The sequence below is a fragment of the Streptomyces sp. NPDC019396 genome (assembly GCF_040632375.1).
Classification (GTDB): domain Bacteria; phylum Actinomycetota; class Actinomycetes; order Streptomycetales; family Streptomycetaceae; genus Streptomyces.
Genome location: NZ_JBEYBS010000019.1, coordinates 125,544 through 143,379, shown reverse-complemented (window position 1 = coordinate 143,379; position 17,836 = coordinate 125,544). Strand labels below are relative to the sequence as shown.

Here is a 17,836-nt window from a genome sequence, read left to right as displayed (position 1 = left end):
CCGCCATGTCCCTGACCGAGACCACCCGCAACCCCACTGCCGATACGCCCCCATCCCACGCGGTTCTCCCGCGTGTATGCGTCCTCGTCGTGGTCACCGGACTCGCCGTCTCCGCCTGGGCGCCGTACGACCGCATGACCTGGCTGCTGGAAGTGGTGTGGGTGCTGATCGGACTGCCCCTGGTCGTACTGACGTGGCGGCGCTTTCCGCTGACGGGCCTGCTGTGCTGCCTGCTCACGGCGCACGCCCTCGTGCTTGCGCTCGGCGGGCACTTCACCTACGCCAGGGTGCCACTCGGTGAATGGGTGCAGAGCGGCCTGGGGCTGGCCCGGAATCCGTACGACCGGTTCGGACACCTGATGCAGGGCTTCGTCCCCGCCATCCTGGTACGGGAGTTGCTGGCACGCACCTCACCACTGCGCGGCAGCCGCTGGCTGGCGCCACTCACGGTCTGCGCATGCCTGGCCTTCAGTGCGGTCTTCGAGATGTTCGAGTGGGCGGCTGCCGTCATCGGCGGGCACGCGGCGGACGACTTCCTGGCCACACAGGGCGATGTGTGGGACACCCAGTGGGACATGTTCTGCGCGCTGGCCGGGGCCGCACTCGCGCTGCTCGTGCTCAGCAGGTGGCATGACCGGCAGCTGACGCGGCGGTTCGCGTAACCGGGGGATGAAAGGCTCGTGGGTATGACTGTGCTCCATGGCGCCTCCGTCGTGCTCCGCCCCGCCGTCGGCGAGGACATCCCCGCTCTGGCGGCCATCCGGGCCACGCCCGAAGTGCGGGCGCGGTGGAGCGGCGGGGAGGCCCCGACGGATCTGGAGGCCGACATCGCGGAAGACCTCGGGGACCCGGCCACCCGGTGCCTGACCGTCGAGCACCGGCAGCGGATCATCGGCATGATCCAGTGGTACGCCGAGGAGGAACCCGACTACCGGCACGCCGGTATCGACCTCTTCCTCGATCCCGCGGTGCACGGCAAAGGCCTGGGCACGGACGCGGTGCGGACACTGGCCCGTCATCTCTTCGACGTCCACGGCCACCACCGTCTGGTCATCGACCCGGCCGCCGACAACGCCGCCGCGATCCGCTGCTACAGAAAGGCCGGGTTCCGGCCGGTCGGGATCATGCGTCAGTACGAGCGCGGCGCCGACGGCACCTGGCACGACGGGCTCCTGATGGACCTTCTGGCCACCGACCTGGTGCGCTGAACCCTTGCCGGCCGCCGCGCCCGATCAGTTGGGACCCGACCAGTAGGCGTCGGCCCACAGCTTCGCGTCGGGGGTGAACTCGACCTCGACACTGTCGGCCGCGTCCGGCGGAAGCGAGAACGCGTACTTGCCGATGGCCTGCCTGCCGGGCAGGACGTACCCGGTGATCACCTTCTGACGCCCGCTTCCGTCGATCACCAGCTCCGCGGACGCTCCGGCGGCGTCGTTGACGCTGGGCAGGCCCGTCTCGACCGGGATCCGCTTCTTGCTCGTGTTGACGACGGTCACCGTCACCTGAACGGCCTTGTTCCCCTTCGCGTGGCCGAGCACGAACTCGTCGGGGACGAACGGCTCCGGCTTGGCCACCGTGACCTTCAGCCCGTTCTCGAACGTGTACGACTCACCGAACGCGAGGTGCCTGGCCTTCTCCTTCGCCTCCGCCGCCTTCTCGGCGGCGGCCTCCGATGCCTCGGAGGCGCGGGCCTCGTCGGTGGCATCCTTCACCATCACCACGGCGAGCACCCCGCCGCCGACCGAGAACAGCAGACCGACCGCACCCAGGACCACTCCCGTGAGCGCCATCGCCTTGTTGGTCGCGAGTCCCTTGCGCGCATGGCTGAGCCCGACGAAGCCGAAGACCACAGCCAGCAGGGCGGGCAGCCAGGACATCCAGAACAGGACGACGACCAGGCCGAGGGCCACGCCGACTATGCCGAGCACCAGGGCTGTGACACCCATCGCGTTGCGGGGCTGCGGCGCCGGTGCCGGGTACGAGGGCCACTGCGTGGTGGTCGGGTACTGCGTGGTGGCCGGTGCCGTTGGCCGCGGCTCCCATGGATCACGAGCGGGGGATTGCTGGTCCTCGGGGTTCTGGTCGCCGGGCGGAGGAGGAGTGGTCACACGCGGTCCTTCGGACAGTCGGTTCGATTTTGACGAGTGAATGACATTACCAGTCGGTTTTTGTGGTTTCTGACTCTTCATGGCGGAGTGCAGAGGGGCAGGGGCGATCACCCACTTGACCGGATCGGCGTGCACGGCGTGCGTGTCTCCGGTGACAGTGAGGGGGTTGGCAGCGTGGCCGGTGGCGGCGCCCCGGCCCACAGCGGAGGAGTGCACGTGGTGAACCGCCGAGTCCCGAGGCGCCTCGCCGCCGCTGCCCTGTGCCTGCTCGCCGTGTCCGGCACCGGATGCGCCGCGACGCAACGGGCCGGAGGCGGCCCCCCGGCCGTCCCGAGCCCCGCAGCGGCCGGCGGCGAGCTGATCATCGATTTCCTCGACACACCCGGGCTGCCCCGTCACTTCCGCACCGCCACAAGCCCGCTGTCACCCGAACAGGGCCCGCGGCCCAGCCTGACCGGCCTCAGAGAACTGCGCCTGTCCGGCAGTGCTTCTCCGTCGCAGGACGGCTGGCAGGCCGTGCGGCGGACCCTCCCCGCCGTACCCGGTGGACGGCTGTTCGATGTGGACCTGCGCCAGGAGACCCATCTCTACGTCGACGGTGCGGTGGTCAGCTGGTACGGAAAGGACGACGACGCCAACATCGGGAAGTCACCCGAGCAGCTGCTCCGGCTGCAGACCACCCGCCTCGAGGAGCTGCGGGACTGGTCCGTCATCCCTTTCGCCTACCTGCCGAAGAAGTCGGCCGCTGCCGCTCTGCCCCCCAGTGAGGGACCCCGCACGGTCAGGACCGAGCAGGAGACCGTCTCCCCGTACGGATTCGCCTACCGCTACCTGCCGGTGCCCGACCGTCATATGCCCACACCGCAGACCGCGGACGACTTCGTCGCACTCGCCCGCACCCTGCCCGCGGACGGCTGGCTGCACCTCCACTGCCGGGAGGGCCACGGCCGCACCACCACCTTCATGGCGATGTACGACATGATCAAGAACGCCAGGCGGGTTCCGCTCGCCGACATCCTGCGGCGTCAGTACCTCCTCGGAGGCGCCGGGACGGACCTCGCGGCCGAGGCCTCGCGCGCCGCGTTCCTCCAGTCCTTCTACGACTACGCACGCCACAATGACGACGGCTTCCGCAGCTCGTTCACCGACTGGCTCGCCGCCCACCCGCACCCGACCCAGAACTACCCGCTCGTGATGCTTCCGCCCTGGCGGCCGGGCTCCAAGTAGACCGCGCACCGCTCCCCGCTGACTGCTTGCGAGTGAACGGCGGCACGTCGCGCTCGCGTCGGCACGTCAGGGACGGTCAGGCCGGTTAGCGTACTTCTGTGCCGCTGAGCTGTGCATTTGTGAACCTCAAGCCCGGAGTCGGCAAGACGACCAGTGCCGTATGGCTGGCACACGCCCTGCACGAGTCGGGCTTCTCGCCGCTCCTGGTCGACAGCGACCCGGCCTCCTCCGCGCTGCGCTGGAGCGAACTGGCGGACGGCTTCCCGTTTCCCGTCATCGCCCTGCCGGTCGGAGACGTCCACCGCCGGGTGAACGACTTCCTGGGCAACAGACGGGCCGTGGTGCTGGACGCGCCGCAGATGGAGGACCACGCCCGCATCACCCGCAGCGTGATGAGGTACGCGAGCGAGTGGATCATCCCTGTGACCCCGGCTCCCATCGAACTGGACCGGATGGCACCCATCCGTGCCGAGATGGACGAGGTGCAGTCCCTGCGCCCCGGGCCGGCCAGGGCCGTGGTGCTGCTGAATCGCACCAACCGCCCCGATGCCACACGGACCGGACCCGACGCGGATGCCCGGGACGCACTCACCGAGTGGGGCTTCACGGTGTTCGACACCCAGATCGCACGGCTCGACCTGTATTCCCAGTCCTTCGGCAGTCCCGTCCGGGCAAAGGGCTCGGCCTACATGGACCTCGCCGAGGAACTGATCCAACGTCAGGAAACGGCATGACGGAGCGCAAGGACAGATACCGCGCGGCACTCGAGCGCGCCGGGGACAGCACTGCCCGATCGTCGAAAGTCACCACACTGCACAGCAAATACGTCAGCGTGACGATCGAAGTGGACCCGGACCTGCGAGAAGGCCTGATGCGCTGGGCCGGTCCACCGCTGTCCCTGCTGGTGCTCGCCGGCGCCACCGTATTCCGTGCGGTCTCGGACGCCGCCGCCAGGCTTCCCCTGGTTCCCGACGGTGCCCGTCGTACCTGACGACCACGGGGAGCGTTCCCAAAGAGAAACAGCGCAAGGGGCCCGCGGCGGCCCGGCATGGGCGATGGTGTCCCCATGGCAGACCATGACCTGAACGGCTTCGCCCCCTCCACCTTCACCCACGAGGGCGTCACCCGCCAGATCCTGCGGCGCGGCACCGGACCCGCCGTGATCGTGCTGGCGGAGGTACCCGGGATCACGCCCAAAGTCGTGGAGTTCGCCGAACGGGTGTCGGCACTCGGCTGCACCGCCGTGCTCCCCGTGCTGTTCGGTCACCCCGGACGTGACCCCCACCCCAGCGCTCACGGGTGGGTCAGGTCCGGGCTCTACACCGCCGCGACACTGTGGAAGGTGTGCGTGAGCCGTGAGTTCACCCTGCTGGCCACCGGTAGGAGCTCACGCGTGGTGGACTGGCTGCGTGCACTGGCGGCGCATGAACACGAGCGCTGCGGCGGGCCCGGAGTGGGGGCCGTCGGGATGTGTCTCACCGGCGGCTTCGCCCTGGCCATGGCCGTGGACGACCGCCTGCTCGCCCCGGTCCTGTCCCAGCCCTCCCTGCCGGTCGCCCTGACACGCAACAGAGCCGCCGGCATCGACATCTCCGCCGCGGACCTCGCCACCGTCCGTGGGCGATGTGAGCGTGACGGGCTTCAGGTGCTGGGGCTGCGGTTCCGCGGGGACCGCCTCGTGCCGGGCGACCGGTTCGCGTTCCTGCGCCGGGAACTCGGCGACGCCTTCACCGCGGTCGAGCTTGACGACACGTCGGCGAACCCCGAAGCGGTCATGCCCCCGCACTCCGTCCTGACCGAGCACCTCGTCGACGAAGCGGGCCAGCCGACCCGCACGGCACTGGACCAGGTGCTCGACCTGCTGCGTACCCGACTGCTCCAGCAGGACAACGAGCCCACTGCGAATGCGTGACCGCGACAGTGGTCAGACCCTGCGCCACCGGGCCATGCAGAACGAGAACACACCGAAGAGCGCAAGGCCCACGGCAGTGACGGCCATCAGCCACGGGCCGGCGGCCGTGGTCGCGAACGCACGCAGTGTGTCGTCGAGCCCCTTGGCCTCACTGGGGTCGTACATGACCGCAGCCCGCACCGCGAAGCCGCCTGCCACCATGAACACCAGCCCACGGGCGACGCCTCCCACGACACCGCAGAAGTCGACGGCCCGCCGCGTCCGGCGGCCCATCTCACCTGTCTTCAGGTGCTTGTGGTACTTGCGCAAGGCCGCGCGCACCCCGATCCAGATGCCGGCGCACGCGATGCCCGCTCCTCCGATTCCCACTATCCACTGCCCACCCGGCAGCTCGAGCGTGCGCGCTGTCAGGTCCCGCGACTGCCGGTCGCCGGAGCCGGCACCCTTCTCGCCCACGGTGAAGGCGAGTACCGAATACGCGACGCTCGCGTAGAAGACGCAACGCACCGCCGACAAGGCCCGCTTGCGCGCCTTCCGCCCATCCGGACCGGCGGCGCCGAACAACGCCTCCGACAACCGCCAGAGCACCATGCCGACGAGCCCGATCCCGAGCGCCCACAGCACGGCGGCGCCGAACGGCTTGTCCGCCAGCGCTTCCAGCGCACCGGAACGGTCGGCCTCCTCGCTGGAGCCCGAGCCGACGGCCACCTGGAGCGCGAGGACACCGATGAGAAGGTAGATGACACCGCGTGCTGCCAGGCCCCAGCGTGCCCCGGTCTCCACAACCGAACTGCGAGCCGCCTGGTGGGCCATGGACCGGCCCCGAAGAGTCAATGCGCGTGCATTCATGCATCCCGGTTGCCCCCGAAACGCCTCGGCGAACATAGTCGGCGAGTGATCCCCGAGGCGGTCTTTCGGTCACGATCAGCTGCGTCCGATAACCGACTACTGCCGCATATGCAGGAACCGTAAGGATTGTGGAGTTCACGTGTGCTCGTTGATGAACCAGGAGGAACCACTGTGATCCGTCTCCGCACGGCGTCATTGGCCATGATGACCGCAGCCGCATGTGCTGCGCTCACCGCAGCACCGGCCACCGCCGCCCCGGGCGACACCACGACCATGTGCGGAAGCTCGCTGACACCGGCCGGCTGGGTCGATGTGCAGTGGTGGAACAGCTGGTCCTGCGGCACCACGTTCAACCCCAACATCAAGAAGATCCAGCAGGTCTCCGGCATGCCCGTCGGCTCCACCGTGAACGCCTGCGCGTCGACATGGCCCCCGGCGGGCTGGGAGCCGGTGCGCACCTACTACAGCGGTGCCTGCCAGTACGCGGCCGTGCCCAGCCATGAGCCCAACACCTGGACGATCAAACGAGTCTTCTGAGAGATGCCAGAATCGCCGTATGGCTGAGCACGGCACGGAACACGGCTACCTGCTGGACAACCGGCAGTCCGAGGCGCGTATCCGCTTCGGTGCGCTCAGCGAACTGTTCGATCCGGTGACCTTCCGGCACGTCGACCGACTGGGTGTCACATCCGGCACGCTGTGCTGGGAGGTCGGTGCCGGCGGCCCCTGCGTTCTTCTCGGGCTTGCCGAATGAGTCGGCCCCGAGGGGAAGGTGATCGCCACCGACATCGACGTCTCCTGGATCCACGACATCACCGGTGACGCGATCGAGGTGCTGCGCCACGATGTGACAGCCGAACCACCCCCTCCCGGGAGCTTCGACCTCGTCCACGCCAGGCTGGTTCTCGTGCACCTCTCCGACCGTGCCGAGGCACTACGGGGGATGGTCCAGGCCCTGCGGCCCGGCGGCTGGCTGCTCCTCGAAGACGCCGACCCGGCACTGCAGCCACTGCAGTGCCCGGACGAGACCGGGCCCGAGCAGGCACTCGCCAACCGTCTGCGCTCCGGCTTCCGCACGCTGATGGCGGCCCGCGGCGCCGACCTGGCATATGGGCGGACCCTGCCCGGGCTGCTGCGCGGAGCAGGTATGGAGGACGTCCGGGCCGACGCGTACTTCCCCGTCACCTCGCCGGCATGTGCGGTCCTCGAGTCCGCCGCGGTACGGCAGATCCGCCACTTTCTGGTGGCGGAAGGGCTCGCCACCGACGAGGAGACCGACCGTCACCTGGCGAACGTCGCAGCCGGACGCCTCGATCTGGCCACCGCTCCGATGATCTCCGCATGGGGGCGCCGCCCATGAGCGTGCCGCGATGCTCGAAACCCGGCTGCCGACCGGCCTGGAAACCGGGCAGGATGGGCCGATGAACCAGGCCCTGGACGTCCCCGTACTCGCCGCTGGTGATGGATTCACGCTTCGGCCGTGGCGCCTCTCGGACCTTCAACTGGTCCGTGAGGCATCGGTCGACGCATACATCCCGCTGATCACGACGGTGCCATCGCCCTATTCCGACGAGGCAGGCGTCGCCTTCGTCGAACGGCAGTGGTCCCGGGCGGCCACGAGGGCCGGGTACACGTTCGTCATCGCGACCTCCGACGACCGGCCGGTCGGCCAGGTGGGGTTGTGGCTGAAGGACCTGGAACAGGGCCGCGCGTCTCTGGGCTACTGGGTCGTCAAGTCGGCGCGCGGTCGAGGCGCCGCCGTGGCCGCCGTCGCCGCAGTGGCTGGCTGGGCCTCGCGTGATCTGCGGATTCCCCGCCTCGAACTGTGCGTGGAGCCGTGGAACACGGCCTCCGTACGCACTGCCGAGCGCGTGGGATTCCGACGTGAAGGGCTGCTGCGGGGATGGCAGCAGGTGGGGGACGAACGCAGGGACATGCTGATGTACGGGCTGGTGAACGAAGAGCGGTGAGCCGGCCACCCGGCCCGCACGCCCCGGCCTTCGCCCGCCTGTTTCACGTGGCGCGCCGCGCCGGCCACGGCGTGCGGGGGCTCGTACGGCGAAGAACCAGTTCGGACAGCCGTTTGCAGAGCAACTGCTGCCGGGTGGCCACGGGACCCCTCAGCCTGCCACGCAGAACTCGTTCCCCTCGGGGTCCTGCAGGACGGTCCAGGTCAGGGGGCCGATCGACTGCTCGTCGACGGCGGAGGCGCCCAGCGCCACCAGCCGGTCCACCTCGGCGTGCCGGTCCTGCGTGTGGAAGTCGACGTGGACCCGGTTCTTCACCTGCCGGGGTTCGGTGACCCGCTGGAAACCGAGCGACAGCGGTGTCGCCGCGACGATGACGAACTCGCCGCCGAAGTCCTGGGCGATCTCCGTGTCCAGGGCCTTGGCCCACCACGCGGCCAGGGTGCGGGGTTCGGCGCAGTCGATGGTGATCATCTTCGGATCAAGAGTCATGTGGTACACACTAGAACGCGGTTGGACAACGCTGGGATCTCGCCCGGCAGGACGTGCTTCCGGATTCCCGTTCAGCCGACGAGGGCGGCGTCCAGGGAACCTGCGGGGTGGCGGACCCGTGGGTGAGGCTGAGAAGAGGATCAAGCGGTACGCGTCACGGTGGTGGACCGTCGACGCGGGCCGGCTGACCGGCAGGCCCGATGATCAGGAGCACGACGTGCCACGCTACGAGGACGCATACCGCGGCAGTCTCGGCGACCCCGAGACGTTCTGGCTGCAGGCCGCGGAGGCGATCGACTGGGAGCGGCGGCCCACGCGGGCGCTGGACGACTCACAGCCGCCCTTCTACCGCTGGTTCGCCGACGGAGTCCTCAACACCTGCCACAACGCCCTCGACCGGCATATCGCCGCGGGCCACGGTGACCGTACCGCCCTGATCCACGACTCGGCATACAGCGGAGAGCGGTCCTCGTTCACGTACGCCGAACTCCGCGACGAGGTGGCCCGGTTCGCCGGAGCGCTGCGCGGCCTGGGAGTCGGTGCCGGCGACCGCGTGGTGGTCTACCTCCCGATGGTGCCCCAGGCCGTCATCGCGATGCTCGCGTGCGCCCGCCTCGGCGCCGTCCACTCCGTCGTCTTCGGGGGATTCGCCCCCAGGGAACTGGCTGCCCGCATCGACGACGCCCGCCCCAAGGTGGTCCTCTCGGCGTCCTGCGGGATCGAGCCCGGCCGCGTCGTGGAGTACAAGCCGATCGTCGACGAGGCGCTCCGGCTCTCCACCCACCGGCCCGAGTCCGTCGTGGTCCTCCAGCGCGAACAGGCACGCGCGAATCTCGGCGGGGGCGACCTGGACTGGGACGCACTTGTCGCCGACGCCGAACCGGCCGACTGCGTGCCGGTCGCCGCCAGCGATCCGCTCTACATCCTCTACACCTCGGGAACGACCGGCCGGCCCAAGGGAGTCGTACGTGACAACGGAGGCCACGCGGTCTCCCTGGCCTGGTCGATGTCCGCGATCTACGACATCGGCCCCGGCGACGTGTGGTGGACGGCCTCGGACGTCGGATGGGTCGTCGGCCACTCCTACATCGTCTACGCACCCCTGCTGGTCGGCGCCACCACGGTGCTGTACGAGGGCAAGCCCGTGGGCACACCGGACGCCGCGGCGTTCTGGCGGGTCATCGCCGAGCACGGGGTGAAGGCCCTGTTCACCGCCCCCACCGCACTGCGCGCGGTGAAGAAGGTGGACCCCCGGGCGGAGCTCCTCGCCGGCCACGACCTGAGCGGCTTCCGTACGCTCTTCCTGGCGGGCGAGCGCCTTGACCCCGAGACGTACCAGTGGGCCACCGACACACTCGGCGTCCCGGTCGTCGACCACTGGTGGCAGACCGAGACCGGCTGGCCGGTGGCCGCCAACCTCCGCGGACTGGACCCGATGCCGATCAAGCCGGGCTCCCCGACGGTTCCGGTTCCCGGCTACGACGTCCGGATCCTCGACGAGTCGGGCGCGGAGCTGCCGCACGGCAGCGAGGGCGCCATCTGCCTCAGGCTGCCGCTGCCGCCCGGGACGCTGCTCACCCTCTGGGGTGACGACCAGCGCTATGCCGACTCCTACCTCTCACGCTTCGACGGCTACTACCTCAGCGGGGACGGCGGATACATCGACGAGGACGGCTATCTCTTCGTCATGGGGCGCATGGACGACGTCATCAACGTCGCCGGGCACCGCCTGTCCACCGGCTCCATGGAAGCCGTCCTCGCCGCCCACCCGGCCGTGGCCGAGTGCGCCGTGATCGGAGTGGCGGACCGCCTCAAGGGCCAGGTGCCCCGCGGCCTCGTCGTACTCAAAGCCGGAGCCGACGTCGACCCGGCGCAACTGCGCACCGAACTCATCGCGGCGGTCAGGTCCGAGATCGGCCCGGTCGCCTCCTTCAAGGAGGTCGACATCGTCGCCGCACTGCCCAAGACCCGCTCCGGGAAAATCCTCCGGAAGTCCATGCGATGCATCGCGGAGGGCCTCGAAGAGCCGGTCCCGTCGACGATCGAGGACGCCTCCGTCCTGGATGCCCTGCAATCGGTGCTGCGACGCGAGAACGGGTGAGTCGGGGAGTCAGGGGGCACGCCGCCCGGTGACCCATGGCCTTCGCGCAAGTCGCCCAGCGCCCGGGGCTGGTGTGTCCGCCAGGCTGCCTCGGTCACGCCGACCTCACTAGCGTTTCCTGTGCGGCGGGAGGGTGTCCTTGACATTGCGTCCGGCCTCCGGCGGCGAGGGAAAAAGATGAAACGGTCTGGCCCGCGCAGCGTATCTTCACGGGCGTCGTCGCCCCTGGTCAGGGGGCGTGGTCCGGTTGTGAGTGAGGGATGCGGAGTGTTTGCTGCGAGTGGGGCCCTGGGCGGAGGATACGGGATGGTCCTGGTGGTGATCGGGTCCTCTTCGCCGCTGGGGGGGGTCAGGGCGCTGGTCTCCATGGTGCGCAAGGGTGGGGAGAACAGACGGATCTTGAGAGAAGGCCTGTTGGCAGAAGCCGTGTGTCTGGAGACGTACATGGTGCACCGCACTGTGGACGGGTACGGGAGCAGCGAGCGGCGTCTCATCCTGGGGTTCCAGACGTCCGACGGGCGCGATGTGCGGGCCGAGATGGCGTCTGTGGTGCTGTGCGCGGTGGGGGACAGGGTGCCGGTGCGCTACTTGCCGGAGCGGCCCGAGCAGGTCATCCATGCCGGGTCGAGGCCCGGGCTGGATCCCAACGCACGCCTCAAAGGCACGATGATGGTGGTCTTCATATGTCTGGGACTCTACTCCGTAGTGACCGGCATCGGTCTGGGCATGCGCTAGCCACGCGCACGCGGGCGGCCGTCCGGTAGTTGCGGCCCTCGCGGCACCCGGACCCTCGGGGTGAAGTGCGACAACTGCGGCCCGAAGCAAGCACCGCTGTGTTCACCGAACACAGCGGCATCACTCTCCCGTCCAACCTGACGTTACCCACCGCTGAGCAGCAGAGCTTCTTCAGACCCGCTCGCATGGCCGGAGTTGGCTGATGGGTGATCTTCCCGGCCGCTGGACCGGCCGGTAGGTTCGCTGCATGAGATCACCACAGGCGGACGTGTATCACTCGGCTTCGTCGTGGCGGCAGCCCTGCCCTCCGGCGGCTTCCGCCGAGCGCAGCACGCTGGTCGAGCGGACGGCCGAGCGCATCCTTGCGCTCGATCACGGCCGCCTGCTCGTGGGGATCGATGGTTTCACCGCCGCAGGGAAGACGAGCTTCGGGCATGAACTGGCCGAGTGGATCAGTGCTGCCGGGCGGCCGGTGCTCCGGGCGACCCTCGACGACTTCAAGAAGCCGTGGAAGGACCGGCACCTGTACGACCGGGAGTCCGGCGAGGGGTACTACCGCAACGCGTATGACTACGAGGCGGTCAAGAGCCTGCTGCTGGATCCCTGCCGGTCTCCGGAAGCCACGTCCTGTGTGCTGTGCAGCATCGACCCGCTGACCCAACGGGATCATTCATCGGAAGTGACGCCACTCGGGGCGGACGCGGTGCTGATCGTGGATGGCGTCTTCGCTTTCCGGCCCGAGATCAACACGTACTGGGACTTCCGGATCTGGTTGCAGGTGGATCCGGAGCTGTCCGTCCGGCGGGGTGCTGAACGTGATCAGGACTGGGCCGGATCCGATGCGGAGTCGATCCACCGCAACAGGTACCTGGTCGCCGAGCACATCTATCTGCGGGAAGCCGACCCGTTGCCGATGATGGACCTCGTCATCGACAACGCGGAGTTCACGCGCCCGCAGCTCGTGACGCCGTGACCTCGGCATGGGGCGAGCGCCCGTGTCTTCAGGCGGAAGACGGGTGGGCAGCGCTCCTCAACTCCGGCCCACCATCCGATCAAAGGTCACCAGGGCGCCGGCGGGCCCCAGCCCAGGGATGTCGGCGCTGTAGCCGTTGACCTGAGCGCACCGGGCTTCGAAGGCGGACGGGCGATGGACGCCAGCGGCCCGGTCACAAGTCACAACCCCCGATCACCGAAACGGACCGGTGCGCGCGCCTGACGCCCGCCGCCCGCGGAGGAGGTCCCGCGTCGGAACGTTACCGAGTGCCTCGTGCGAATACCGGGCCACCCCAGACCGCGGGTGCATCGGGGACGGATCGCATCGACAGTGCCCTCGTCGCGTGGGCCTTGAGGGTGCAACCGGCGGGGGCCCTGGTCACCAGTTTGCGGTGTGCACCAAGCAGGTTGACGTCCCAGTAGCCACGGTCGTATCCGATGCCGACGGCCACCATGCCGCGGTTCATGAGGACTTTGTACACCGCGTTCTTGGGGTCCGGGTCGGTCGCCTTGTCCGCGAAGTAGCCGTCGTGGGTGTATCCGAAGGCCATGAACTCGGAGATGAGGTTGGAGTACAGGCCGGCCTGGGACATCCGGGACCGCAGGTCGCGGCCGTCGCTGCTCTTTGAGGTGAGCCTCCCCATGGTCGCCATGTCCTTGGCGTGTGAACGTCCTGCCTCGCTGGCCCGGTCGGATACGCGCAGGGCGGGAAGGCCTTTGGCAAGGCGCTCTTTGTTGATCTCGCAGGCAATCCAGTCGACGTTCGGATAGTACGACTGCCGCAAGGCTTCCCTGCCCATTGAGGGCGGGCTGTCGGCCGTGTATGCGGGGACGGTGGTGGCTCCCCACACGACGGCGGCGGACAGAGTGACGGACACCGTTGCGGCCAAGGTCTTCACGATGATCTCCTCCGATGCACGCAGGCGAGCGAGCCTCACGTCGCTGTTGCCGCCACCGTGGCATGCTCCGGGCCATCTGAAGGCCGCAGACACGCCATGATCACCTGCATCGGCGAACGTTCGGTGTGTCCGGTCGATCAGGCCCCGAGCGGAGGACGACTTGCCTTCATCCCGGTGGCTTTCAGTCGCACGCCTCGACACCCAACCGAGTTCAGTAGCCGCAGGCGTGAACGTGGGGGTTGGGGGCACAAGGAATTTCGGAGGTGGTAATCATGGTTCCGTTGCTTCTCGTCCTGCTCCTGATCTTGATCCTTTTCGGAGCGGGATTCGCAGTGAAGATCCTGTGGTGGATCGCGATCGCCGTGCTGGTGCTGTGGCTGGTCGGATTCGTCGCTCGACCCAAGGGCGGCAGTGGCCGCTGGTACCGCTGGTAGCAGGAGCATCTGCGCGTCAGTGTTTCCGTGCGAAGCGGCGTGAGCACGGGAATGGAATTGTATGTGCCTCTTAATGGAGCGAAGAAGGCGGAACGTCAAGCGTGGGGTGTCGCCACCCGCGACGTTCAAATGCCTGAGCCCGGCGCAAGGTCGTCACCTTCGACGTTCCAGAAAGGAATTCAGCGTGACTGAGAATGTGTGGAGCTACCAGTCAACGGCGGGCCACTTGGCGGGTGCCGACCTCACGGGCTACAAGGTCGAGGCGGTCGACGGCAGCATCGGGAAGGTCGACAAGCACTCCGATGAGGTCGCCGATGCGTACCTGGTGGTGGACACCGGGCCGTGGATCTTCGGTAACGAAGTGCTGCTTCCGGCAGGCACCGTGAGCCGTATCGACGTGGATGAGCGGAAGATCTACGTCGACAGGAGCAAGGACCAGATCAAGGACGCTCCGGAGTTCCACAGCGATAAGCACCTTGGTGACGAAGGCTACCGCGAGCAGTTGGGCATCTACTACGGCATGGGCGGGCCCTTCGGTGGCGGCCGCATCGTCTGAGTCGACGGGACCCGCCCTCGAGGAGCGAGTACGCCGGGGCGTCAACGTCAACGAGGCGGAACCGCACCCATGAAGGAATGTCGAACGCATCTTCCGCCGGCTGGCTCAGCCACGAAAGCAGTGGGCCTCAAGGGCGGCCGGTGACCAAGGGGTCGTCGGCCGCCCTCGGGCCTGGTCGTGGCGTTGGGTGTGTCAGGGCGTGGTTTTTCGGAGGGGGATGCGGGTGGCGACGCGCTTGCCCACGGCCTGTCGCTGGATGTCGAGCATGTGGGTGATGGCCTTGACGATCTCGAGGCCGTGCTGGCCGATGCGGTCGGGGTCGAGGGCTCGCGCCGCTGGGACGTTCGGGTCGCTGTCCCATACGACGATTTCGATCTCGGTCGCTGTGATTACCAGCTCCATGAGCACTGGCCCGGGTGCGTACTTGCAGGCGTTGGTGACCAGTTCGCTCACGACGAGTTGGGCCAGTTCCGTAGTGCGAGGGGGCACGTCCAGGCCCTGCTCGGCTCGTGCCCGGGTGAGGAAGTCGCCCACGTGGTCACGGGCCTCGGCAATGCATCCGTTGCCCCCGCCGAAGGCGTAGCCGGCCCGTCGGAGCGTCGGACAGCCCTCGCTGTCAGCCTGCGGCTCCATCAGCATCGTCCTTCGGCTCTCAGCTACCCGCTTTTGGTGTGTACCCGCCACGCTGCCATGCATGTCACCGGGGTGTGGAGACACCGCAACTGTCGAGTGTGCCCGAGCGGGCATGGGCCCAGGCTTGCAGACGAATGCCGAAGGCGGGGCAGCTCGGCACTGTGAGGGAAGTGGCGGCACTCGCTTAGCTGGGCGCGGAGCTGGGAGGCGGGCCGGCCGGGTATGGGGAACAGGAGCCCGGGCCCACCCCCGGAGACTCTCCTCCTGCATCTGGGAGGACACCGTCACCGCGGCGCTTGTGGGCGAGCCCGGGAAGGCCGTATCACGGCCTCAGCACGACTTTGATGATACCGTTCGCCCTCTGGTCGAAGTCCTGGTAGAAGTCGGCCGCCTCATCGAGCTTCGCGTGGTGACTCACTACCCGCTGGGGCTCCGCCCTTCCGGCGATGATCAGGTCGCGCAGCAGGGCGGTGTATCGGCGGTCGTGCGTCCGGCCGAATCCGACGTGGATGCCTTTGTCGAAGAGTGTTGCCCACGGGACGCGGAGGGAGCCGTCCTCGTGGCCGGCCGCTGCCGGAGCGTGGTCCTTCGCGGCGTACACACCGGCGATGCCGATCCGACCCGTCGGATTCACCAGTGCCGCGAGGTCCTCGATGACCTGGCGGGGGTTCTCGCGCGAGGGATCGGACCGGTCCGCTGCCTGGAAACCGACCGCGTCGATCCCGCAGTCCACACCGTCCATGCCGCCTTCCCCGGGCGGCAACTGACCGGCACGCCGGTGGGCGCGGATCTGGTCCACCGGATCCCCGTCACGGAAATCGATGGGAACCGCCCCGTACGAACGCGCGACCGTCAGCCGCTCCGGTACCCGGTCCACGACGAACACCTCCCCCGCGCCCCGCAGGGAGGCGGAGTGGGCGGCAAGCAGCCCGATCGTGCCGGCACCGAAGACGGCCACGCTGGCGCCGGGGCGCACCCCGGCGAGCTCGGTCGCATGCCATCCCGTGACGAAGGCGTCGGCGAGCATGACGAAAGCGTTCTCGTTCGCGTCGCCGGGTTCACCGGGGAGGGGCACACAGTTCGCGTCGGCGAAGGGGACCCGGAGCAGTTCGGCCTGGGCTCCGCGATACGGCCCCATGCCAGCGTACCCGTATGCGGCACCGAAGCCACCCGGGCGGACCCGGCTGCACGCGGCGCTGAGGCCGCGGGAGCAGTTGAGGCAGGTGCCGCAGTACAGATGAGTGGGAATCACCACGCGGTCGCCCACGGACACCGCCTGGACGGCCGACCCGGTCTGTTCGACCACACCCAGTGGCTCGTGCCCGAGTACGAGTCCGGATTCGGCGCCCGTGCGGCCGTCGTACATGTGCAGATCGGTGCCGCAGATGGCACTTGATGTCACCCGCACGATCACGTCCGTGCTCTGCTCGATCCGTGGGTCCGGCACGTCCTGCACGGACACCTTGCGCGTTCCCTCGAAGACCACGGCCTTCATTACGCTCCTTTTCGGTTTCCACGGCACTGCACCAGACCGCACTCGCCGTACCCCCGGATTCCGCCGAACGGCTGGCAAGAGCCGCCACGGCTCGGCGCGCGCCTGCCCGTTCGGACCGGCACCGCACCGCCGCGTCGCGCGGTCGCGCACTGCCCTGCGTCACATCGTCACGGCGATGGTGCCGGCTGTGCCACCGCCTGTGAGGGCTCCGAGAGCGTCGTTCAGATCGGTGAAGGCGAAGCTTGTGGTGTTCAGCCTGAGAGTGCCATTGCTGAGTTCTGTGAGCAGGTTCCGGAAGACGGTGTCGGGAACCTGGCGGCTGACCATGTTCACGGGGAGCAGACGGACGTCCGCGGTGAGGAGCGTCGGCAGATCGATCGTGGGTGTCCTGCCCGCGACGTATCCGATCATGACAACGCGGCCCCCGGGGTTGATGACGGGCAGCAGGGTGGGGACGGTGTCGCCACCGACGGTGTCCAGGACGGCATCGACCCCGCCTCGCGCGCCCAGGCGTTCCATGTTCTCGGAGCTCCGGCCGACGAGGACTTCCGCGGCCGTCGCGGGAACCGCTGCGGCCTCTTTCTCATCACGTACCAGAGCGATGACACGTCCACCGGCGCGGGCTGCCATCTGCACGCACATGGATCCCACCGCCCCGGCCGGTCCGGTGACCAGCACCCTCTCGTCCGCCTTGATCCGTCCCACGGGTTCCGCGGCCGCCCAGCCGGTGACCATCGGCGAATAGCAGGTGGCCGCCAGAGCCGCGTCCGTGCTCTGTGGGACCACCCGTACCGCGTGCTTCGGCACGGTGATCCGCTCGGCCCAGGTGCCAGGCCGTTCAAGGCCGACGCCCGCGCCGCGTACCAGCACTCGCCGCCCCACCAGGTCCCGTTCGCCCGCGGTGACGGTACCGACTCCGGCGGTGCCGGGTGTGAACGGAAGCTCCGGCTTCGAGGCGAAGGTGCCGGACATGAGACCGAGGTCGAGGCGAGTGACCGCGGCGGCCTCGAGCTCGATCACGACGTCGTCGCCGGGTGGGTGAGCGGGCGGGTCTGCCTGTTCGAGTACCACGCTGGTACCCCAGTCGTACAAACGGGATACCAGCATGGCCGACGCTCCGATACATCTCGTGTTGCCAGGCGCACTCCCGGCGGAGCCGCCCTGGTGCCGCTGTCATTTCGGAGCAACGTAACAAGGCTTTCCCCCAGCGGCGGTGAAGGTGTCGCGCGTTGGCGACGGAGTCCCGCTGTGTTGGGCCCGACGGGTGACATCCCCGCCGCACCCCGACACGGGACCGGCGCGGGCGACGGCCCGTCAGGCGGACCCGGCCGGAGGTGGGGACAGCACGTGCCGGCGAGTACTCGCGGTCGGCGCCGCTGTGCCCCGGCCCGTCGTCTCACGTCCGGCGCCCGCGCAGGGAGCCGTCGCGCCTCGC

20 protein-coding genes and 1 pseudogene are annotated in these 17,836 nt (G+C 68.7%); 14 read left to right on the top strand and 7 right to left on the bottom strand.

Annotated elements, in window-relative coordinates:
• Positions 1-134 precede the first annotated feature (134 nt).
• Together ABZ532_RS22355 and ABZ532_RS22350 are read left to right on the top strand one after the other, a co-directional pair.
• Positions 135-662 (top strand): DUF2238 domain-containing protein, encoded by a 528-nt coding sequence (locus ABZ532_RS22355; protein WP_361286395.1) that lies wholly within the window; start codon positions 135-137, stop codon positions 660-662.
• Between the two features lie 24 nt (positions 663-686).
• The gene (locus ABZ532_RS22350; protein ID WP_361286310.1) at positions 687-1,208 is read left to right on the top strand and encodes a GNAT family protein; all 522 of its coding nucleotides are present in this window, start codon (positions 687-689) and stop codon (positions 1,206-1,208) included.
• A gap of 24 nt (positions 1,209-1,232) precedes the next feature.
• Here the strand turns inward: ABZ532_RS22350 and ABZ532_RS22345 are convergent, their stop codons facing one another.
• Positions 1,233-2,108 (bottom strand): DUF4190 domain-containing protein, encoded by an 876-nt coding sequence (locus tag ABZ532_RS22345; RefSeq protein WP_361286307.1) that lies wholly within the window; start codon positions 2,106-2,108, stop codon positions 1,233-1,235.
• A 216-nt stretch (positions 2,109-2,324) separates the two neighbouring features.
• Here ABZ532_RS22345 and ABZ532_RS22340 point away from each other — a divergent pair, with 216 nt between their 5' ends.
• The 4 genes from ABZ532_RS22340 (at position 2,325) to ABZ532_RS22325 (ending at position 5,247) form a co-directional block, all read left to right on the top strand.
• A complete protein-coding gene (locus ABZ532_RS22340) occupies positions 2,325-3,335 on the top strand; it encodes a hypothetical protein (RefSeq protein WP_361286304.1) in 1,011 nt (336 codons plus the stop codon).
• Positions 3,336-3,454: 119 nt separating this feature from the next.
• On the top strand, positions 3,455-4,069 hold the full coding sequence (locus ABZ532_RS22335) for a ParA family protein (protein ID WP_361286301.1): 615 nt from the start codon (positions 3,455-3,457) through the stop codon (positions 4,067-4,069).
• Complete coding sequence (locus tag ABZ532_RS22330) at positions 4,066-4,326, top strand: hypothetical protein (RefSeq protein ID WP_361286298.1); 261 nt, start codon at positions 4,066-4,068, stop codon at positions 4,324-4,326. The genes ABZ532_RS22335 and ABZ532_RS22330 overlap by 4 nt, the downstream gene beginning before the upstream one ends.
• A 75-nt stretch (positions 4,327-4,401) precedes the next feature.
• On the top strand, positions 4,402-5,247 hold the full coding sequence (locus ABZ532_RS22325; RefSeq protein WP_361286295.1) for a dienelactone hydrolase family protein: 846 nt from the start codon (positions 4,402-4,404) through the stop codon (positions 5,245-5,247).
• Positions 5,248-5,259: 12 nt separating this feature from the next.
• Here the strand turns inward: ABZ532_RS22325 and ABZ532_RS22320 are convergent, their stop codons facing one another.
• Positions 5,260-6,060 carry a DUF1206 domain-containing protein gene (locus ABZ532_RS22320; protein ID WP_361286292.1) on the bottom strand — a complete coding sequence of 267 codons (801 nt, stop codon included), beginning with the start codon at positions 6,058-6,060 and terminating at the stop codon, positions 5,260-5,262.
• A 207-nt stretch (positions 6,061-6,267) separates the two neighbouring features.
• On the opposite strand from ABZ532_RS22320, the gene ABZ532_RS22315 reads away from it, so the two are divergent.
• The 3 genes and pseudogenes from ABZ532_RS22315 to ABZ532_RS22305 all read left to right on the top strand — a co-directional run bounded on the left by ABZ532_RS22315 (position 6,268) and on the right by ABZ532_RS22305 (position 8,066).
• Entirely contained in the window at positions 6,268-6,633 is a 366-nt protein-coding gene (locus ABZ532_RS22315; RefSeq protein ID WP_361286289.1) for a hypothetical protein, read from the top strand.
• Between the two features lie 19 nt (positions 6,634-6,652).
• Positions 6,653-7,456: pseudogene (locus ABZ532_RS22310) on the top strand (methyltransferase domain-containing protein).
• A 10-nt stretch (positions 7,457-7,466) separates the two neighbouring features.
• Positions 7,467-8,066: a GNAT family protein gene (locus tag ABZ532_RS22305; RefSeq protein ID WP_361286286.1), complete on the top strand. Its 600-nt coding sequence runs from the start codon at positions 7,467-7,469 to the stop codon at positions 8,064-8,066.
• A gap of 150 nt (positions 8,067-8,216) precedes the next feature.
• Here ABZ532_RS22305 and ABZ532_RS22300 read toward each other — a convergent pair whose 3' ends face one another.
• Positions 8,217-8,555, bottom strand: a complete 339-nt coding sequence (locus tag ABZ532_RS22300; protein WP_361286283.1) for a VOC family protein — start codon at positions 8,553-8,555, stop codon at positions 8,217-8,219.
• Positions 8,556-8,772: 217 nt separating this feature from the next.
• On the opposite strand from ABZ532_RS22300, the gene ABZ532_RS22295 reads away from it, so the two are divergent.
• The 3 genes from ABZ532_RS22295 (at position 8,773) to ABZ532_RS22285 (ending at position 12,364) form a co-directional block, all read left to right on the top strand.
• Complete coding sequence (locus ABZ532_RS22295; protein WP_361286392.1) at positions 8,773-10,656, top strand: propionyl-CoA synthetase; 1,884 nt, start codon at positions 8,773-8,775, stop codon at positions 10,654-10,656.
• Positions 10,657-10,833: 177 nt separating this feature from the next.
• Entirely contained in the window at positions 10,834-11,391 is a 558-nt protein-coding gene (locus ABZ532_RS22290) for a DUF3592 domain-containing protein (RefSeq protein WP_361286280.1), read from the top strand.
• Positions 11,392-11,638: 247 nt separating this feature from the next.
• Positions 11,639-12,364, top strand: coding sequence for a uridine kinase (locus ABZ532_RS22285; RefSeq protein ID WP_361286278.1), 726 nt, complete (start codon positions 11,639-11,641; stop codon positions 12,362-12,364).
• A gap of 280 nt (positions 12,365-12,644) precedes the next feature.
• Here the strand turns inward: ABZ532_RS22285 and ABZ532_RS22280 are convergent, their stop codons facing one another.
• A complete protein-coding gene (locus tag ABZ532_RS22280) occupies positions 12,645-13,283 on the bottom strand; it encodes a CAP domain-containing protein (RefSeq protein WP_361286276.1) in 639 nt (212 codons plus the stop codon).
• Positions 13,284-13,555: 272 nt separating this feature from the next.
• Here ABZ532_RS22280 and ABZ532_RS22275 point away from each other — a divergent pair, with 272 nt between their 5' ends.
• A complete protein-coding gene (locus ABZ532_RS22275; RefSeq protein WP_361286273.1) occupies positions 13,556-13,717 on the top strand; it encodes a hydrophobic protein in 162 nt (53 codons plus the stop codon).
• Between the two features lie 184 nt (positions 13,718-13,901).
• The gene (locus ABZ532_RS22270; RefSeq protein ID WP_361286270.1) at positions 13,902-14,273 is read left to right on the top strand and encodes a PRC-barrel domain-containing protein; all 372 of its coding nucleotides are present in this window, start codon (positions 13,902-13,904) and stop codon (positions 14,271-14,273) included.
• Between the two features lie 192 nt (positions 14,274-14,465).
• On the opposite strand, the gene ABZ532_RS22265 is transcribed toward ABZ532_RS22270, so the two are convergent.
• From ABZ532_RS22265 to ABZ532_RS22255, 3 genes are all read right to left on the bottom strand, one after another.
• Positions 14,466-14,906 (bottom strand): ATP-binding protein, encoded by a 441-nt coding sequence (locus ABZ532_RS22265; RefSeq protein WP_361286267.1) that lies wholly within the window; start codon positions 14,904-14,906, stop codon positions 14,466-14,468.
• Positions 14,907-15,228: 322 nt separating this feature from the next.
• Positions 15,229-16,401, bottom strand: coding sequence for a glutathione-independent formaldehyde dehydrogenase (locus ABZ532_RS22260; protein ID WP_361286264.1), 1,173 nt, complete (start codon positions 16,399-16,401; stop codon positions 15,229-15,231).
• A 159-nt stretch (positions 16,402-16,560) separates the two neighbouring features.
• A complete protein-coding gene (locus ABZ532_RS22255; RefSeq protein ID WP_361286261.1) occupies positions 16,561-17,508 on the bottom strand; it encodes a zinc-binding alcohol dehydrogenase family protein in 948 nt (315 codons plus the stop codon).
• Positions 17,509-17,836: the final 328 nt, after the last annotated feature.